The sequence below is a fragment of the Botrimarina mediterranea genome (assembly GCF_007753265.1).
Lineage (GTDB): Bacteria > Planctomycetota > Planctomycetia > Pirellulales > Lacipirellulaceae > Botrimarina > Botrimarina mediterranea.
This window is the reverse complement of record NZ_CP036349.1, coordinates 1,512,443-1,528,650: the sequence shown is the minus strand read 5'-3', so window position 1 is coordinate 1,528,650 and position 16,208 is coordinate 1,512,443. Positions and strand designations below refer to the sequence as shown.

Sequence of the window (16,208 nt, the reverse complement as noted above, 5' to 3'; positions counted from 1 at the left end):
GTGACCCCTGAAACGGAATCAACCGGCGAACCCGCCCCCGCCCCAAGACTCTCAATCGCTCAAGAGCGCGAGGCAGGGACGCTTTGCGCCGCGTGCTCCAAGGTGCTGTCGGTTGGAGAAGCGGTCGCCGTCTGCCGCGATTGCGGCGCGGTCCACCATCAGGGGTGTTGGGTTCCCGAACGGGGTTGCACGGCTTACGAGTGCACCGCGTCTCGGGCAAGCAACGAACGGCTCGAACAAGTTTCCATCCGCGTCTCTGCCGATGACCTTCGCGCTGTGACGCCGCTTCCTGCTCCCGTCCCGCCGAAGGGGGGCATCGACGCCCTCAAGCCGCGGTGGAACCGGGCGAGCCTGTGGGCGATCGCCATCGCGATTCTCGGCGCCCCGCTGTTTGGCCTGATCACGGGGGCGATCGCGATGCTCGTGGCGTGCATCGCGCTGGTTACCCACCGGCCGAACCAGCGAGGCGTTGTCCTCGCCGCCTTCGCAATGGCGCTCGGGCTGGCCGACATCGTTGGATGGGCCGTGGGGCTCTCGTACTACATGGGCGGCCCCAGTAACCAAACCTCGTTCGCTGAAATGGCGATCGATGACGAATCCCTCAATAGCCTGCCCAGCCACATCGCTCGCGCGATGCGGGCGAATGTCATGATCAACTCCAATATGGGGATCGGCAGGATGGGGATTGGCTCGGGAGTGGTGCTACGGGTTGTCGATGGCCTGAGCTACATCGTCACGAATCGTCACGTCATCGACGGCGCCTATACGAGTGGAACAACGACAGCCCTCGCGGACCTCTCGGGAATGGCGCGGCTCACGGTGGGATCGATCACGGCGGTACAGGCGCCGGCTTCGGTCGTCTGGGTGGCGCCGGACGGAATCGACTTGGCCTTGATATCTGCGCGGCTGCCAACCGGGGTTGTCGATGAGGCGCATTGGAACGCCGACGAGGACGTTGTCGTCGGCGACCCAGTTTTTGCGATCGGCAACCCGCATGGCCTCGGTTGGACGCACACGTCCGGCAGCATCTCGCAGGTCCGCCGTCAAACGCGCGGCGGCGTCAGCTATCGCATTCTGCAAACCTCGGCCGCGATCAACTCCGGCAACAGCGGCGGCGGACTCTACGACGCATCAGGGCGGCTGGTGGGCATTAATACGATGACCGCCGAGAAGCGCTTCGCCGAAGGCCTCGGGTTCTCCATCGCCTATGAAGCGCTGATCGAATTGGCGCCTGAAGAGATCGGCCTGCCGAAGCGAAACCCCGACGTATCCACTGACGACCCCACCGACACAACTGCCCCGGCGCCATGAGCACCGTCCGCCTGAAACGCCTGTCTGCCGATCACGCTCAACTGCGTGAGTATGTCCGCGCGCACCCCCGAGTCAGGGTCCTCCAGTGCGAAGGGGACCCGCCGGAGCGTTATCAACTGGAGTATCGCATCAACAGCTTGCGGAGCGTTGCCGGCGAACTGAAGCCGGCGGCGACCCACACCGTCGAGATCGTGCTGCCGCGGAACTATCCGCGGACCCCTCCGATGTGCCGAATGCTGACGCCGGTATTTCATCCGAACATCGCGCCCCATGCGATCTGTGTGGGCGACCATTGGAGCCCGGGAGAGCCGCTGCAATCGATCGTGATGCGTATCGGCGAGCTACTTGCTTACCAGAGCTACAATGTCAAAAGCCCTCTCAACGGCGAGGCGGCGCGCTGGGTCGCCGAGAATGAGGATAAATTGCCGCTAGACAGCGTAAGCCTGTTGCCCGAAGAGCATGACACGGATTCGGCTCACGAGGTCACAAACAGTCAACCTCCCTCGGCGCCGGCGGCCGTCGAGACGTCAACCGAGCCCGCCAAGAATCTGACGGCCTGCCCGAGCTGTCACAAACGGTTCCGAATCAACGCCAACTGGATAGGCCGCCGCACCAACTGCCCCGCCTGCCAAGAAGAATTTGAGCTTCAGCCGATCGTGGAGTCCTGAATGAGCGTCGCCACCGAGAACGCCGAGGACCCCGTCCTGATTGTCGTCGAAGACCCCGTGTCCGACGATTCGTACCGGCGGCGTCACTGGGAGATGCTCGCCGTTGGCGTCGTCGTGTTGACGCTTGCGTGCTGCCTCCGACTCAACGGAAACGGCAACGTCGAGGCGCCCCTTGGCGAGGGGTTCAAGCTCCCGCCCCTGTGCATGAGTCGGGCGTGGTTCGGCGTCGAATGCCCCGGCTGCGGTCTCACGAGGAGCTTTGTCGCCCTGGCCGAGGGGAACGTTGCTCGTTCGCTCTCCTTCCATCGCGTCGGTTGGCTGATGGCTTTGGCGGTGGCCGTGCAGGTCCCGTATCGACTCTATGAACTAAGCGGCCCCAGGCGCCCAACTCCCGACCTTTGGAAGACGCTGTTTGGATCGACGCTCATCTTCGCGCTCCTGGCAAACTGGTGTCTCAAGACATTTGGGTACTAAACGGCTACGACAACTTCATTATCTGGTAAGCGGAAGGTTCGGTGGATAAACGACAAGACGAAGTGGTGTGGCTCTCCATCGACGAGCCGCCGCGCAAGAAGCGAAGGGTTGGCGTTTATGTCCTCGGCGCCCTCGCGGTTCTCGTCGGCGTTGGCGCGTCTGGCGCCATGCTCGTTAAGATCGCCGCCATCATCGCCGAGAAGAATCGTCCGGCTGTGGTCTTGGCGCCACGTTCATCCGACGAAGTCTTCGCCGAATCTTACCGCGTCTTCTCCGACTTCGACGGGGCGAATGCGCCGCCGTCTGACGACGAGTATGCCGAGATTCAGTCGGTGATTGAGAAGATCGCCGAGTGTTCGGCCAACGACGATGACGCCGGCTTCGTCAAGCTCGTCGACTCCAAACGCCTTCATCGGCTGGTCGAATTGCACGGTGGTTACTTCGGCATTGATCCGATCGACAAACCGGCGGCGCGTCGCCAAGCCGTCGGCGTATCGGTCGAACCGTTCTGGTGCTCCCCGACTATCGTCGGCGTGGAGACACCTGCAGGCGATCCCGACACCCGAACGGTCTACATTGTCAGCACGTACCCGGACGATGAGGAGCAGTTCGAATGTCGCCTCCTCCTGGGCCGCGTTGGAAGCACCTGGAAACTCTACGACTGGCAGAGGCTCGATCTTGGATTGACCAATACGCAGTTCATCGCGGCGTGGATACAGACGGTCCTGGCGTCGAATCAGGACCAATTCGGTCCGTGGCTGACGGCTGTCAGGGAGGCTGACGAAGCAATCGCTGCTAATGGCGACGGCGACTTGGCTGGTCGGCGTCTCAAAGAAGCGGAGCAGGTAGTTCCTAGCGGCGAATTGCGAGACTATTGTCTCCTCCTGACCGGCTATCGATGGCAATCCGCAGGAAGGTGGGAGGATGCGCTTCGGTGCTTCAAGGCGGTCCAGGCCCCCGACCGTTTTCCCGGCGCCTACTTCGGCATTCACAACTGCATCAAGGAAGATGCTCGTGAAGAAGCATTGAATCACGCCAGGGCCTACGCCACCTTGATCGGGCCTTCGGCCAGCGCGTGTCGGATCCAGGCCGAACTTCTTGCCCGACTCAACCGGAAGGAAGAGTCCCTCGTCATGTGGCGTGAAGTACTGCGCAGCACCCCCGCCGACACGACGGCCCTATTGAAGACGTTGATCGGTCTGGCCGACGATAAGAAGGAGCAAGTGCTTCCGTTATTGCGCAGGTGCGATGACCCCGCCGTCGTTGCGGCCGAAACCGCCGCTTCACTTGGCTACCAAGATTACAACGGGCTCCGAGTGCTGGCGGACTATTTGCAAGAGTCGGCGCCCGATACGGACGGATATCACAACGCCCGCGGCGCCCTCCACTACATGGACGGTCGCTACGCCGACGCGATGGCTAGTTACCTGAGCGCCATCAAGACCTCCGAGGGTCAATCGGCGTACGTTTGGTCTTACCTTGACGCCGCGGCGTCGGCCGGCGAAATCGCCGGCGCCATCGAGGTCCTGCCCGATCCGGAATCGGCCTTCGAGGAGTTTTTCTACGCCTACGACGACGGCCAGATTGCGGTCTCAACCGAAGAGCTCCACGACGTTGTCGCCAAACGATTCGAAGCAAAGCCGGAGGACGCTGAGGTCGCTCTTCGTATGTCCGAAGTTCTCGGAGAAGGCGGGCGTACCGACGAGGCAGAGGAACTAATTCGCAAGACTCTCCAAAAGCTTGACGGCAAGGACCTGGACGAAGACTCCGAGTACCTGAGGGAGTCGCTTTCCAATGACCTCGTGAGGCTCCTCTATCGCACTGGTCGATGGGAGCAGGCTTACCCGGGGACCGAGCCAAATGACGATGCGCTCGATAGCCTTGTCCGTCTCGCCGCCAGTGAACGCCGACTCGATGTATTGAAGTCGCTCAATGATCGGGCGCAGGCCGCCGATGCGGGAGACGCGAGTCTCGCCGCGTTGGCCGGAGAAATCGCTCTGATAGAAGGCCGCCCCGGCGAAGCGGCGCGTCACTTCAAGCGAGCGGCGGACTCGGTGGAAGACCAGTACGGCTGGATCTACCGGCATTCTCAGCTCAACGCGTGTCTGAAAGCCGGCGAATGGCGCGCCTACTACGAGAGCGCCGACGACCCCGCTGAAGCCTTTGATCGGCTCAGCTACGAGCTTATCGACCGGAAAGAATGGGACTCGCTGCAACAGCTTTGGGCGTTGCATGAATCACAATCCGAGGCGGCCCCAGCGATTCTACTTTCCAAGAGCCGATCCGCCTGGGCCCGCAAGGACTATCACGAGTATCTGCGGCATTCGAGCGAGATTATCCTAAATAAGCCGCACGACCTTGCCGCATACGAGTTCGACGCGGTAGAGAATCAGCGTTTGATCGCGCTGCTGCAAATCCATGAGCACGGCGCCGCCAAGCAATTTGCCGACTCGCGCGAGGACGAAGCCCTCTTGGCGATCGTCTACGCCGCCACAGGCAATGTGGCATCCGCTCAGCGATCCGCTAGGAAGGTCGCTATCGCCAATCCGTCGCTTACCCGGCTGTACCAACATGACTTGATGGGGCCGCGTTTTCTTTCGGCAGAGTACGAGAGCCTGCACGACGAGTTCCCGGTCTCGCTACCTTACGGCGCATCACAAACCGTTGCGGTTCTCTATGCCGCCCAACCCAGAGCCATTACTTCGCCCGATATCCGGGAGGCTATCGACCAATTAGAGGAACGGCCGCAAAGCACTGTAAGGAGCGTCGCCGCCCACGCTGTGGGGATTGAGCAGGTCGCCACCCTGGCGGTGGGAGACGCTACGGTTTGGGTAGTGACGAGAAGCTCGCGACCTAATGAGGGCTTCCGCGTCAACGATGGAAGTCCTCCGTGGGCGACCCTCGTCGATGCGCCCCCGAGTTGGGTGGCGGTGGGCGTCTCGGCTTGGACCAATGGCGGCCGTGAGGGGGGAGAGGTCGTCGCTCGGCAACTTGCGGCTCGTCTCTTTTCGGGTCATGAGGGAGCTGTCCGACTCAAGCCGCCGGGCGGTTACCTCATGTCCGTCGTCTACCGCAACCAAGCCGACTTGCTCAGCGCTTGGGGGAAAGCCGGCGAACTAGAAGATTCTGTCGACGACCGGGTCGAACTGAAGTACTTCGATGAGTCGGATATCGCTGCCGAGCGAGTCTTCGTGGATGGTCTCTTCGCCGCGTTTCGCACTCTGAAATCAAGCCCTGGCCAACGACTCCAGGTCGCCGTCGAGGTTCCCGGTGTCGAGGGTTTCGGCGCCCATTGGTTGGAGGTCGAAAAGGCAGAACGGAGTTATGGGGCGTTGGAGTTCAGTGGACCGCTGCTTTCCGAATCACCACTACTTCCCGTGCTCCGTGAGGGGACGCCGATCCGAACCGGCTCCCACAGTGTTGTTGCTTGGCGATGGGCTAACGATGCTAAGGCCATCACTTGGCGCCAACCCTAGCCGGACGTAACCAGCCCCGTTGAAACGCGACCAAATCGATGGAGGTGGAAGGCGTCTGTCCCTGGAGACGGATACACCGCCTGTAGGGGTATCGGCGGTCGGTTGGGGCGACCGCGGGAGGTGTGGTCAGTCTGTTTGCCGCCGCTCCGGGCAGCGAAGTAAACTGGCCGTTTTACCAGTCGCCACTCCCGACCGGATTCCGCCTCCGCGATGTCCCGCCCTCCCCTCCGCTACCGAATCGCCGATTGGTGCGCAACGCGTGGCCGCCAGATCGGCGCGGCCTGGGATTCGGTGATCGGGCCGATTGAGAACCTCATCGGACGCGCCGGGGAAGGGGTACTTTCAGCTTTCGACAGCTTCGAGGGCCTCGAGTCCTTTGTGGTGCAGACCGTCCGCATCGTTCTCTGGCCGCTGATCTTCTTTGGGCGATTGGTGGGGCGGTTCCTTCCATCTGGAACTGGACGCGGACCGCTTTATGTCATCGGACGATTCCTTGGCCGCACCGGCGCGGCGATCTACGGTCTCGCCGAGCGGCTGAATCTCGACGGCGTTCTCGTCTTCTTGGCCACAATCTCGAAACCCCTGTGGCTGCCCATCGCAAGCCTCTTGGGATTTGCGAACGCTTGGCTCGCGACACGGCGGCCGCACGAACTGCTGCTCGCAGCGCCGGCCTTGGTGTTCGCCCTGCCATTCGCGTTCGTCGCGGTACATGGCGCGATGATCGGCAAGGAGGACATCGCCGAACGCTACAAGATCGCGGTACGCGACGCGGCAAATGCGGGCGACTACGCGATGGTCGAGCTCTTTGAGCGAAAGCTCGCGCAACTCGGAATCGACACGCGACGCACCGACTATCGAACGGCATTGAAGCTGGCAGACGACGGCGACCTGCAAGAAGCCTACATGAGGATGCAGCGGTTGGCGACGCTCGATAGCCCTGGCTACGCCCCGGCGCACTTGTGGATCGCCCGGCATTTGGCGTCTGGTCGAGTCGATGTCGCGGGCGCACCCTCCGATTCAACCGATCGCCTGGCTTCCCTGGCTCTCGCCGAGCAGCATCTTGAACAACTCATGAAGCTCGACATCGCCAGCGACGGGATCGCTCTCTTGCGTGCCTATGTCTTGGCGTCGACCGGTCGCATGGTGACTGCAATTGAGTTGCTGGAGCCCTACTCCGACAACCCGGGGCCTGCGGCTGTTCTGCGCCTACGGCTCTTGACGCAGGTCCGCGACCTTATGGCAGCGCGCGATCAGGCCCGCGTCGTCTTGGAAATGGCCGCCGATCGCAAGTGGCGGGATACGGCTAGGACCGACGACTTCGAATCCTGGGCTCTCGCCGCCGAGGTGCTGGGCGAAGAGGATCAACTAGAAGCGGCGCTTAGCGCGTGGCTAATGTCTCGTCCTGACGATCAAGAGCCACGAAAGCTGTTGTCGAAGCACCGGCGCGAAGAAGCCGAGCAACTCCTCAACTCCCCGACGACGGCGCCGGCGAAAACGGCAACGATCATCGTCGAAGCCATTCGACTCGGCGCCCCGGACACATGGACGAACGCCCTCATCGGACGGATCGTGCAAGATCGGACCACTTCTCGCTATGTCGAACGGGTTTGGGACGAACTGTCGTCTTCTGATGCAACGCCCGAACCGCTCACCACGGCGATGGCGACCATCGCCGCGGCCCGGGGCGACATCGTCAGCGCCCGCGCCGCCTTCCAGCGGGCGATCGAGCACGAGAACGCCAAGGCAGTGGTCTGGAACAACTACGCGTGGACCCTTCTTCAAGAGCCCAATCCCGACCCCCAAGCGGCGTTGGAGGCGGTCGGTCGCGCGCTCGATCTGGCGCCGGACGATTTCCGTTTCCGCGAAACCCGTGGTCAGGCGCTGCTCGCCCTGGGCCGTTGGGAAGACGCCATCGCGGACCTCGAATACGCCCTCAACGGGCTGCCCGACGCCGTTGACGTTCATCGATCGCTCGCAAAGGCTTACGAAGCCACAGCGCAACCTCAACTCGCTGAGGTCCACCGACGACAAGCCGGATTCTAGACGGCGCCCCCGCCCGTTGCTCAAACCATCTTTCGTTCCCTTCGGAACTCACGGTGTCAGTTATGCGAACTCTTCTTGCGATCCTAGCGGCTCTCCTATCGGCGCCCGCTACAAGTTCGTTCGGCCTTGAGCCGAGCGAGATTGCCCTCGTCGCCGCCCGTGGCAATCGCGAATCGGTGGGCCTCGCTAAATACTATTGCCGCCAACGCGGCGTGCCAGAGTCGCAGATCATCGAGATCGATATTTCGCCCGACGAAACGCTCGACCGCGATAAATGGCGATTCGCCGTGCGGCCAGAGATTCAGAAGTGGCTCAAGAAGAACGACCCCGACCAGAAGGTCCGTTGCTTGGTGACGACCTGGGGCATCCCGCTCAAGATCAGCGCCGGCAAGCCGAGCGGCATGGACGCCGAATACCGGAAGTACCTCACCAACGAACTAACCTCCCGTACGCAGAAGCTGAGACAGATCGCGTCGGCATTGGATCGATTGGCGGGCGGGTCGCCGCTGACAGACGCCCTCGAGTCGCTGCCAACCGAGGAACCCACCGCTGACGCCTCGTCGAATGTCGACAAACTCAAGACGCAACTTGAAGCGGCTCTCCGCTCGGCGCAAGAACGCATCGTCAAGTTGCCGGCCGAAACGCGGCGGACACAAGAGGCGCAGCTTCAACAGCTAACCACCGCCGCGGGCGGGGCGACGGTGCTGCTTCAAGCCATCAACCAACAGATCCGCGCTCGCGAAGCCGCCGGCGAAACGGTCCCCACGCAGCTGTTGCAGCAGTTCGAATTGCTCCGTGGCCGTACGTCGGCCTTCACCGAGCTGAAAATCCTGCTCGATGGGCGTCCGCCGAGCTTTGAACGCGATGAGACCACGCTGCGTCTTTTGGAGCAGACGGGCGGTCTGTTGGCCTGTATCGATTGGCTTAAGACGCAAGAAGGCGTCGCTAAGCGCAACGAACGCGGCGCGTCCTTCGACAGCGAGCTGAGTCTTGTTTACTGGCCCGACGGGTACGAGTTACTCCGTTGGCAACCGAACTATCTACGCGGCGCGTACGATAGCAGTCAATTGAGGAAGGCGTTCCCAACGCTCATGGTCGCCCGTCTCGACGGCCCCGACCTAAAGACCGCCAAGCGGCTGATCGACGACGCTATCGCCGTCGAGAAGACGGGCGGCCTCACCGGCAAGGCCTACATCGACGCGCGGGGCCTGACGACGCTCGAAGGCCCGCCGCTCGAGCCGGGTAGTTACCCCGACTACGACCGCGCGCTCCTTGTCACGGCCAAGGGCCTCGAAAATCTGAAGGACGAGGCCGACGAATCGCGGTTCGAGGTGGTTCTGAACGACGAACCCGAGTTGTTCGCGCCCGGCCAGTGCCCCGACGCGGCCCTGTACTGCGGCTGGTACAGCTTGGCGAAGTACGTCGATGCGTTCGAGTGGAAGCGGGGCGCTATCGCCTACCATCTAGCGAGCGCAGAAGCCAATACGCTCAAGGAAGTCGATAGCCAAGCGTGGTGCAAGAAGTTGCTTGAAGACGGCGTCGCTGCAACGATCGGTCCGGTCAACGAACCGTACCTCGTCGCGTTTCCGCGACCGAATGAGTTCTTCGCCTTACTGGTCCAGGGTGAACTGCCGCTGGTAGAGGTTTACTACCGGACGAAGCCATTCAACAGCTGGATGATGACCCTTATTGGCGACCCGCTGTATCGTCCGTACGCGAAGCAGTGACACCCGACGGTAAACGATCGTGACGGAAAGCCACCGTGAAATCCACACCGTAGCGAGGTCAGCCAGCCATTCACACTTCTCGGTGCGCTACCTCGCAACCGGCGTCCGTGTTTCCATGAATGCTGGGGCGCCCCCACGTCTCTCCCGTTTTACCTAAACCTGTTAATCGTTACTCCCGATATCAACGTTAAGGGCCGCATTGCGTCCCGAGGTATTCGCATTGTGCCCAGACAGATCGCTGCATGCATTGCAGGCTCTCTGCCGCTGTTCTCGCTGTCGTCGGGTGCCTCGGGACGTCGGGGTGCTCCGTATGGAGCTATGCGTGGCGTGTAAACGTCTCTGAGCGAAAGCTCTTCTGCCTGGAAGAAGACAACGAAGTCAGTCTGGCGACGTACCGCTCTTGGGCGGACCAGGCTTGGGCCGATGCAGGCGCCTGTTGCCCCGAGGACTGCCTCGCTGCGGACTATGCATGGGGATTCCGCGAAGGATTTGCTGAGTATGTCTATGCCGGCGGCAATGGCGAGCCACCGGCGATGCCGCCTCGTCCCTACTGGCAGGCCGACCTGCGGAGCCACGAAGGCGCCGCCGCCGCTTCGAGTTGGTTCGCGGGATACCGCCACGGCGCCCGCGTGGCTCGCGACGGTGGCTACCGCGCGGCGACCACTCTCAAGCTCTCGGGTTCGCTACGAGATTGCGACGCTTGCGGATGTCAGGACAATGAATTGTGTGGTGTTCAGGCTACCGAGCCGGCAGATGAAAGCGGCCCGGTCCTCGATGCCCCTAGCGTCATCCCTCCGCCCGCGGAGATCGTGATCCCGTTCGAAAGGCCCGACGCCTCCGGGCCGGCGTATGGCGACGACGATGATGAGTTCTTACTTCCCTCGCTAGACAGCGGCGTTGCGAAGCCGGCGCCATTGCCAACGGGGCGCCTTGAGCCACCGGCCATGAATGCCGCGGATCAGGGGCGTGTCCGAACCGCTCTCTTCCATATCGTGAGGTAAGAGAGCGACATGACCACACGCAGCAGCGCAATTGCCCGGCGCCCTCATCGCGTATCGCCATGTCTGCTGGTGGGTCTAGTGGCCACTGTGATCGCCACACTTTCGGGCTGCGCGGCTTTCACTAACCCGGTGGCAAACGGCATCCCGGTGCGGATGCTTCCTGACGATATGCTTGCGCCATCTCGGGAGGGCTTCGAGCCGATCAACCTCGCTCTGCTGCGGACAAAACCGCCGGAGATTTTCCTGCTCGACGTCGGCGACACCTTGGGGATTTATATCGAGGGAATCATTGGCGACGAGAGCACGCCGCCGCCGGTCAATCTGCCTTCGTCGTCCGAGTTGCCTCCGGCGATAGGCTACCCCTTCCCGATCCGCGACGACGGCACAATCTCACTGCCATTGGCTGGATCGGTGAAAGTCTCTGGCATGACCATTGAACAAGCCGAGCACGCGGTGGTGCGGGCCTTCCTCGACAAAGAGATCATCCGCGAAGAAGACTTCCGAATCATCGTCACCCTGCTGCGTCCGCGGACGGTGCGGGTGCTCGTGGTGCGTGAGGATCAGGTCGAACCCAGTGTCACGATCCGCAACCCAGGGCTACGCGGCATCGGCGCGTCAAGCACAACGATCGGCGGCGGCGCAACGCCGACCGGCAACGCCCTGGAACTGCCGATTTACGAAAACGACCTACTCAACGCGCTGACGAGCACCGGCGGCGTCCCAAACAACGCGCGCACGCCGGAAGTGGTGATCTACCGTGGGTACGCTAAGGGCGGAGACCTAGACGAGGTCTATGCGAGCCAGCTTCCCTCGCCAGACCAGTGCCTGTGCGAAGACGCCAGCAACGATGGCCGCCAAGTGATCCGCATTCCGTTAAGGAAGAGGTGTGGGCAGCAAGTCGCAATCCCCCGCGATGAAATCATCCTCCGAGACGGCGACATCGTCACGCTGCGTTCCCGTGAACTCGACCGCTTTTACACCGGCGGCCTGCTGCCTCCCAGCGAGCAGTTCTTGCCGCCCGACTACGACTTGACGGTTATCGAAGCCATCCTCAAATCGAGCGGACCGTTGATCAACGGTGGCGTCAATAGCAGCAACCTAAACGGCAACATTGTTGGTTCGGGGCTTGGTAACCCGTCTCCGAGTCAGCTATCGGTCCTGCGTAAACTGCCCAACGGCCAGCAGGTGAATATCAACGTCAATCTTAACGAAGCGTTGAAAGACCCGCGGTACAACATCCTGGTTCAAGCGGATGACATCCTCTTGCTACAAGAGAACCGGGACGAAGCCTTCAGCCGGTACTTCTTCAACAGTGTGTTCCGGATGGATTTCTTCTTCCGAATCTTGAATCGCAACGACGGGCAAGGCTCGGCGACACTTGGGTTCCCATAACCCATAACGTCGCAACGTCAACAAGCAGCCGATACCAAAGCCGAGCAGCCGTGGCGAATGCTCGCCACGGCTGCTCGGCTTTGGACGCTATCCTCAACACTCGACCATCAAACAGGGCACACTTGTCGAGCGTCGCTGGCTATCATGGGGCGAAAGGCGGACGCGGCGGCGGACGGAAGGGGCTCCGGACCGGCGGGCGGTACGGCGGACGAGTCGCGATCGACGCCGGCGTGAGCTCGATGGCGTCAAGCGACGCCACGGGTTCCTGAGCGATTAATGGCGCGGGCGTTACGGGGTCGGATGCTGTCTCCGTCGCCGGGACGGTTCCCGGCGCTGCCGAGAGGGCGGGCAGCCCAAACGGGTTGCTCACTAGTCGGCTGTAGATCGACACGGCAAATGGATTGGTGACACGCTTCTGACCGGTGGACCTGCCGGTGCGTTCAGCCGCGAAGGCGTCGCTTGAGAAGGCGACGCTCACCGTCAGCAGCGCCACACTCCGCAAGAGGTAGTTAGGCATAGGTGGGCACTCTTCTTTTTGGGCGACGCCAGGAGTTTCACTAGGCGAAGCTGGGAGTGAAATCGATAGCGTCCGCCCGACGTGCTATGCGATTGTAGCCAGCCGTCAGTCACGGCACAAATACCGCGGCCACCCCATCCTTGAGGAAATCAGACCCTGCAGCGAACCGCCAGCACCGCGATCCCAACCAACCCTGCCATCATGGCGCTGGGCTCGGGGATGAAGCAGGGGGCATCCGACTCCGTCACGTGGTAGTTGTCGAAGTACGCCGTGCCAGTGAGGCTCTGCGAAATCGCGTCGCCCGCGGCGGCAAGGGCAGCGATGTCCGCATCGGTGAATTGTGCTGCGCCGGGGAACTCGAAGTCCGTATCAATGACCAAGGCGCCGTTGACGTAGCCCGAGTAAGTCTGTGTGAGGAAGTCCAGCTGAATGTGAAAGCTATTCCAACTGCCGAAAGCAACCGTCTCGCCACCGGGGGTTGGTTGCAAGGCGTCGACGGCGTCGCCGTAGAGGACTTCGCCGGTCGATGCGTCAACGCCCAGCATGCCCATGCGAATCAGCGAGGTAGCGTCGTCGTAGGCTTCGACGCCAAAGAACGGTCCAAAGCCGGCGGAGACGGTCGGTTCGACGAGCATGTCCCAGCCGATGCAGACGTAACGTTCCGCTGGATAACCCGTCACAGGAACGGCCCAGCGATCATCCGAGCCAGCGGCACGGTCAACTCGAACAGCTTGCGAACCCGAAGCCACCACCGAGTCCTGAACGACTGCCGTGCCCGCGCCGGTGTTCGGGCTGCGTTTCCATTGAGTCGATCCAAAGCCGCCATCGATCGAGGCGAATTGGCCTTCGAGCTGGCCGGAACCGAGGAAGGTCGTGGAGTAGTTGGGAGCTTCGAAGCCCTCGCCATCAATGACAGTGAAAGGCGCTGCGCAGGTGGCGGCCGGCATGGCAAGAAGGCCTGCAAAGGCCAGTGCGCCCACGGCCGCCGGCAGGCGGAAGGTCGCTGGGATGGAGGCGTTCACTAGCGCGGTCCTACTGAAGGTGTCTTTCGCCGGTTGTTATCTCTGATGCGCATTCCCTCTTCGACCAGCAAGCACGAGGGCACGCCGTCTACTGCTTGGCAGAGTCGAGCACTTGGTCGAGGCTATTTGGGCGTCAAATGGTGGTCAACGATAAACCTGCAAGAACGTCTAAAAACCGTGGACCCTGCGCCATTAGCGGGCAACCCAAATCGCAAATGTTATGCACAAAGCAAGGGGCTGCGAGCTGCTAACTCGCCGCGGAACCAACCCGACTCACTCGCGTACCTGAGTGCTAACCGTCGATAGACGTCAGGTCCTCATCGGCCATCGATTTGAGGCGCCGCCGCACGGCTGGACGCGCTTCAGCGGCGTCCTCATGCCCATACGCAACTTGGCCGTAGCTCCCGTAGCCGTAACCGGAGTAGCCTCCAAAGTTCGACCGGTGGATCGGCGCCGCGTTGACCACAACGCCAAGCCGCTGGGTCCGTACTCGAAGCAGTTCGTCGCGGGCGCCAACACTTATCCGCCGTGTCGAGCGCTCGGCACGCAAGACTAGGAGCGAGCAGTCCACCATCGCTGAGATCATCCGGGAGTCAGCGACGGGCATCACCGGCGGCGAGTCGATGACAATTTGGTCGTATTGCCGCAACAACTGCTCTAGCACTTCGCTAAACATGCCGTTGTTAAGCAACTCGACGGGATTCGGCGGGATCGGGCCGCACGGCAAGAGGTCCAAGTTGGGCGCAACGCCGGAAACGACCGCCTCGATCGCGAGAACAGCGCCCGTCAGCACGTCCGAAAACCCGGTGGTCGGCGTCATGCCAAAGGTCTCGTGCTGTGTCGGCTTCCGCATATCAGCGTCGATTAGCAGCACCCGCTGGTTCGCCTGGGCCATAGCAATCGCCAGATTGCTCGCCACCGTGGACTTGCCGTCACCGGGAGCGGGTGAGGTCACCACGAAGGTCTTGGATTCCCCGCCAATCCCAAAGTACAGCGCAGTCCGTAATGTGCGGATCGCCTCGGCCGCGGTCGAACGCGGCTGCAGCGCGACAAGCCGTCCGCCGACACTGCGATCACCCTCTCGACCGCGCGACCCCGCCATGAGCGGTACGGCGCCGATCACCGGAAGCTGCATCACCGAAGCGATCTCTTCGATGGACTTAAGCCGCTGGTCGAGCATGCTGCGGAGCCACGCCAATCCGAAACCCAGCATGCTGCCGAACGCCAGGCCTAGCGAGAGCGTCTTGCGACGACCCGGGAATGTCTGGATGCCGGGCGTGGCGACTTCGAGGATCGACACGTTCATGGCCCCAACATTCTCGCTGAGATTCACCTCGCGGATCTGCTTGTTGAGCGTGTCGCAGTACTCGGAGGTCTGTTCGTAGGCCTCTTGCAGATCGGCCAACTTAGCCGCCTGTTGGCTGACTTCAGTCGCTAGAGCGAATTGCTTGTCGTAGGCCTTCTGGAGTTCGTCACGACGCTGCGCGAGGAGTTCGTAGTTTTGACGCAGGCCATCGACATAGGCGTTAAGGGTCGCTTGCTGCTGTTCGGCGCGACGTTCTCGGAGTTTCGCCAGCGACTCCTCTAGCAGCCGCACCGCGGGGTAACCCGGCCCCCACTTCGCCTGCTGGGCAATGAGGTTCTGCTCCATCATCTGGATTTGACCGTCGAGGTCACCGCTACGCGAGCCTGCCTGGGCAGTGCGGGCCAGCTCCATCAAGAAGGGAATCTGGTCGGGGTTCTCGAGCATCTTCTGGGCACGGGCATAGCGTGTCTTCGCTTCGAGCAGCTCGATCTGAGTCGCGTTTAGTTCACGCGACAGCGCTGCGAACAACTCGGTGACGACGTTGCCCTCTCGCCCCTCTTTCGATTGCACGGCGAGCGTGACATGGTCGCGTCGGAACTCGTCGAGCGCTTGGCGGCGTTCTTCGAGGTCTTGGTCGCTGCGCTGTTTCTCACTGCGGAGGATGTTCACCACATCAACAACATCGGAACGACGCTCTTCGGCGTACTTGGTGATGTAAGCGTCGACCACCGAATTCACGATCTGGGCCGCGTCGGTCGGGTTCTCCAGTTCGATCGAGATGTTGATGATGTCGTCGCGTTCACCGACAACAACCTCGATCTCTTCTCGCAGCAGTGCGAGTGGGTTATCGGTGTTGCGGAAAGTCTCAATGCCGACGTTCTCTGGCGCTTCAATTGCGGCGTTGAGAACCGAAGGCGAGCAGATCAACTGGGCTTGGGTATACAGGTGCTTGGTGGAGAAGGCGCCGAGTGACTCGCCGGCGAGAACGCTCGGCAGCTTCTGCTCGACGAAGATACGAGACAGACTGGTGTACCGCGGGGTGGCCTGTTGCAGGTACGCCCACGCCGCCACGCCGCCCAGCAGGGTGAAGAGCAGAATCAGCCAACGGCTCTGCCACGCGACCGCCAAGACGTTCACGCCATCCGAGTCGTCCTCTTGATCCACGCTCATGGCCGCCGTCGCCAGCGGACTTACGTGGCTCATAGCGACAGGCGTCGGCGCGTAGGGATTAGCGGGAGACGACGCCATCACGTTCCTACGCTAGTTGAAGG

At 61.9% G+C, this 16,208-nt stretch carries 11 protein-coding genes; 8 read left to right on the top strand and 3 right to left on the bottom strand.

The genetic code is table 11. The features are described from left to right. From Spa11_RS06025 to Spa11_RS05990, 8 genes are all read left to right on the top strand, one after another. Positions 1-1,311 (top strand): trypsin-like peptidase domain-containing protein, encoded by a 1,311-nt coding sequence (locus tag Spa11_RS06025; protein ID WP_145109369.1) that lies wholly within the window; start codon positions 1-3, stop codon positions 1,309-1,311. Beyond that, positions 1,308-1,979 carry a ubiquitin-conjugating enzyme E2 gene (locus Spa11_RS06020; RefSeq protein ID WP_145109366.1) on the top strand — a complete coding sequence of 224 codons (672 nt, stop codon included), beginning with the start codon at positions 1,308-1,310 and terminating at the stop codon, positions 1,977-1,979. Before Spa11_RS06025 ends, Spa11_RS06020 begins: the two co-directional genes overlap by 4 nt. Next, the gene (locus tag Spa11_RS06015; RefSeq protein WP_145109362.1) at positions 1,980-2,453 is read left to right on the top strand and encodes a DUF2752 domain-containing protein; all 474 of its coding nucleotides are present in this window, start codon (positions 1,980-1,982) and stop codon (positions 2,451-2,453) included. It abuts the gene before it with no gap. Between the two features lie 41 nt (positions 2,454-2,494). Next, positions 2,495-5,929: a hypothetical protein gene (locus Spa11_RS06010; RefSeq protein WP_145109358.1), complete on the top strand. Its 3,435-nt coding sequence runs from the start codon at positions 2,495-2,497 to the stop codon at positions 5,927-5,929. A gap of 210 nt (positions 5,930-6,139) precedes the next feature. Then, a complete protein-coding gene (locus Spa11_RS06005; RefSeq protein ID WP_145109355.1) occupies positions 6,140-7,972 on the top strand; it encodes a tetratricopeptide repeat protein in 1,833 nt (610 codons plus the stop codon). Positions 7,973-8,034: 62 nt separating this feature from the next. Continuing rightward, complete coding sequence (locus tag Spa11_RS06000) at positions 8,035-9,699, top strand: TIGR03790 family protein (RefSeq protein ID WP_145109352.1); 1,665 nt, start codon at positions 8,035-8,037, stop codon at positions 9,697-9,699. Positions 9,700-9,941: 242 nt separating this feature from the next. Next, entirely contained in the window at positions 9,942-10,700 is a 759-nt protein-coding gene (locus tag Spa11_RS05995) for a hypothetical protein (protein ID WP_145109348.1), read from the top strand. Between the two features lie 87 nt (positions 10,701-10,787). Then, the gene (locus tag Spa11_RS05990) at positions 10,788-12,092 is read left to right on the top strand and encodes a polysaccharide biosynthesis/export family protein (protein WP_231933168.1); all 1,305 of its coding nucleotides are present in this window, start codon (positions 10,788-10,790) and stop codon (positions 12,090-12,092) included. Between the two features lie 142 nt (positions 12,093-12,234). Here the strand turns inward: Spa11_RS05990 and Spa11_RS05985 are convergent, their stop codons facing one another. The 3 genes from Spa11_RS05985 to Spa11_RS05975 form a co-directional block, all read right to left on the bottom strand. Beyond that, complete coding sequence (locus tag Spa11_RS05985) at positions 12,235-12,609, bottom strand: hypothetical protein (protein WP_145109342.1); 375 nt, start codon at positions 12,607-12,609, stop codon at positions 12,235-12,237. Between the two features lie 149 nt (positions 12,610-12,758). Then, a complete protein-coding gene (locus Spa11_RS05980) occupies positions 12,759-13,631 on the bottom strand; it encodes a hypothetical protein (protein WP_145109340.1) in 873 nt (290 codons plus the stop codon). A gap of 292 nt (positions 13,632-13,923) precedes the next feature. Then, the gene (locus tag Spa11_RS05975; protein ID WP_197529779.1) at positions 13,924-16,140 is read right to left on the bottom strand and encodes a GumC family protein; all 2,217 of its coding nucleotides are present in this window, start codon (positions 16,138-16,140) and stop codon (positions 13,924-13,926) included. Between the last annotated feature and the right edge of the window lie 68 nt (positions 16,141-16,208).

What these genes read in the sequence shown, in the direction of transcription:
- Spa11_RS06020 (WP_145109366.1), top strand. Translation starts at nt 1,308, where the DNA reads ATGAGCACCGTCCGCCTGAAACGCCTGTCTGCCGATCACGCTCAACTG.
- Spa11_RS06015 (WP_145109362.1), top strand. Translation starts at nt 1,980, where the DNA reads ATGAGCGTCGCCACCGAGAACGCCGAGGACCCCGTCCTGATTGTCGTC.
- Spa11_RS06005 (WP_145109355.1), top strand. Translation starts at nt 6,140, where the DNA reads ATGTCCCGCCCTCCCCTCCGCTACCGAATCGCCGATTGGTGCGCAACG.
- Spa11_RS06000 (WP_145109352.1), top strand. Translation starts at nt 8,035, where the DNA reads ATGCGAACTCTTCTTGCGATCCTAGCGGCTCTCCTATCGGCGCCCGCT.
- Spa11_RS05995 (WP_145109348.1), top strand. Translation starts at nt 9,942, where the DNA reads ATGCATTGCAGGCTCTCTGCCGCTGTTCTCGCTGTCGTCGGGTGCCTC.
- Spa11_RS05985 (WP_145109342.1), bottom strand. Translation starts at nt 12,609, where the DNA reads ATGCCTAACTACCTCTTGCGGAGTGTGGCGCTGCTGACGGTGAGCGTC.
- Spa11_RS05975 (WP_197529779.1), bottom strand. Translation starts at nt 16,140, where the DNA reads ATGAGCCACGTAAGTCCGCTGGCGACGGCGGCCATGAGCGTGGATCAA.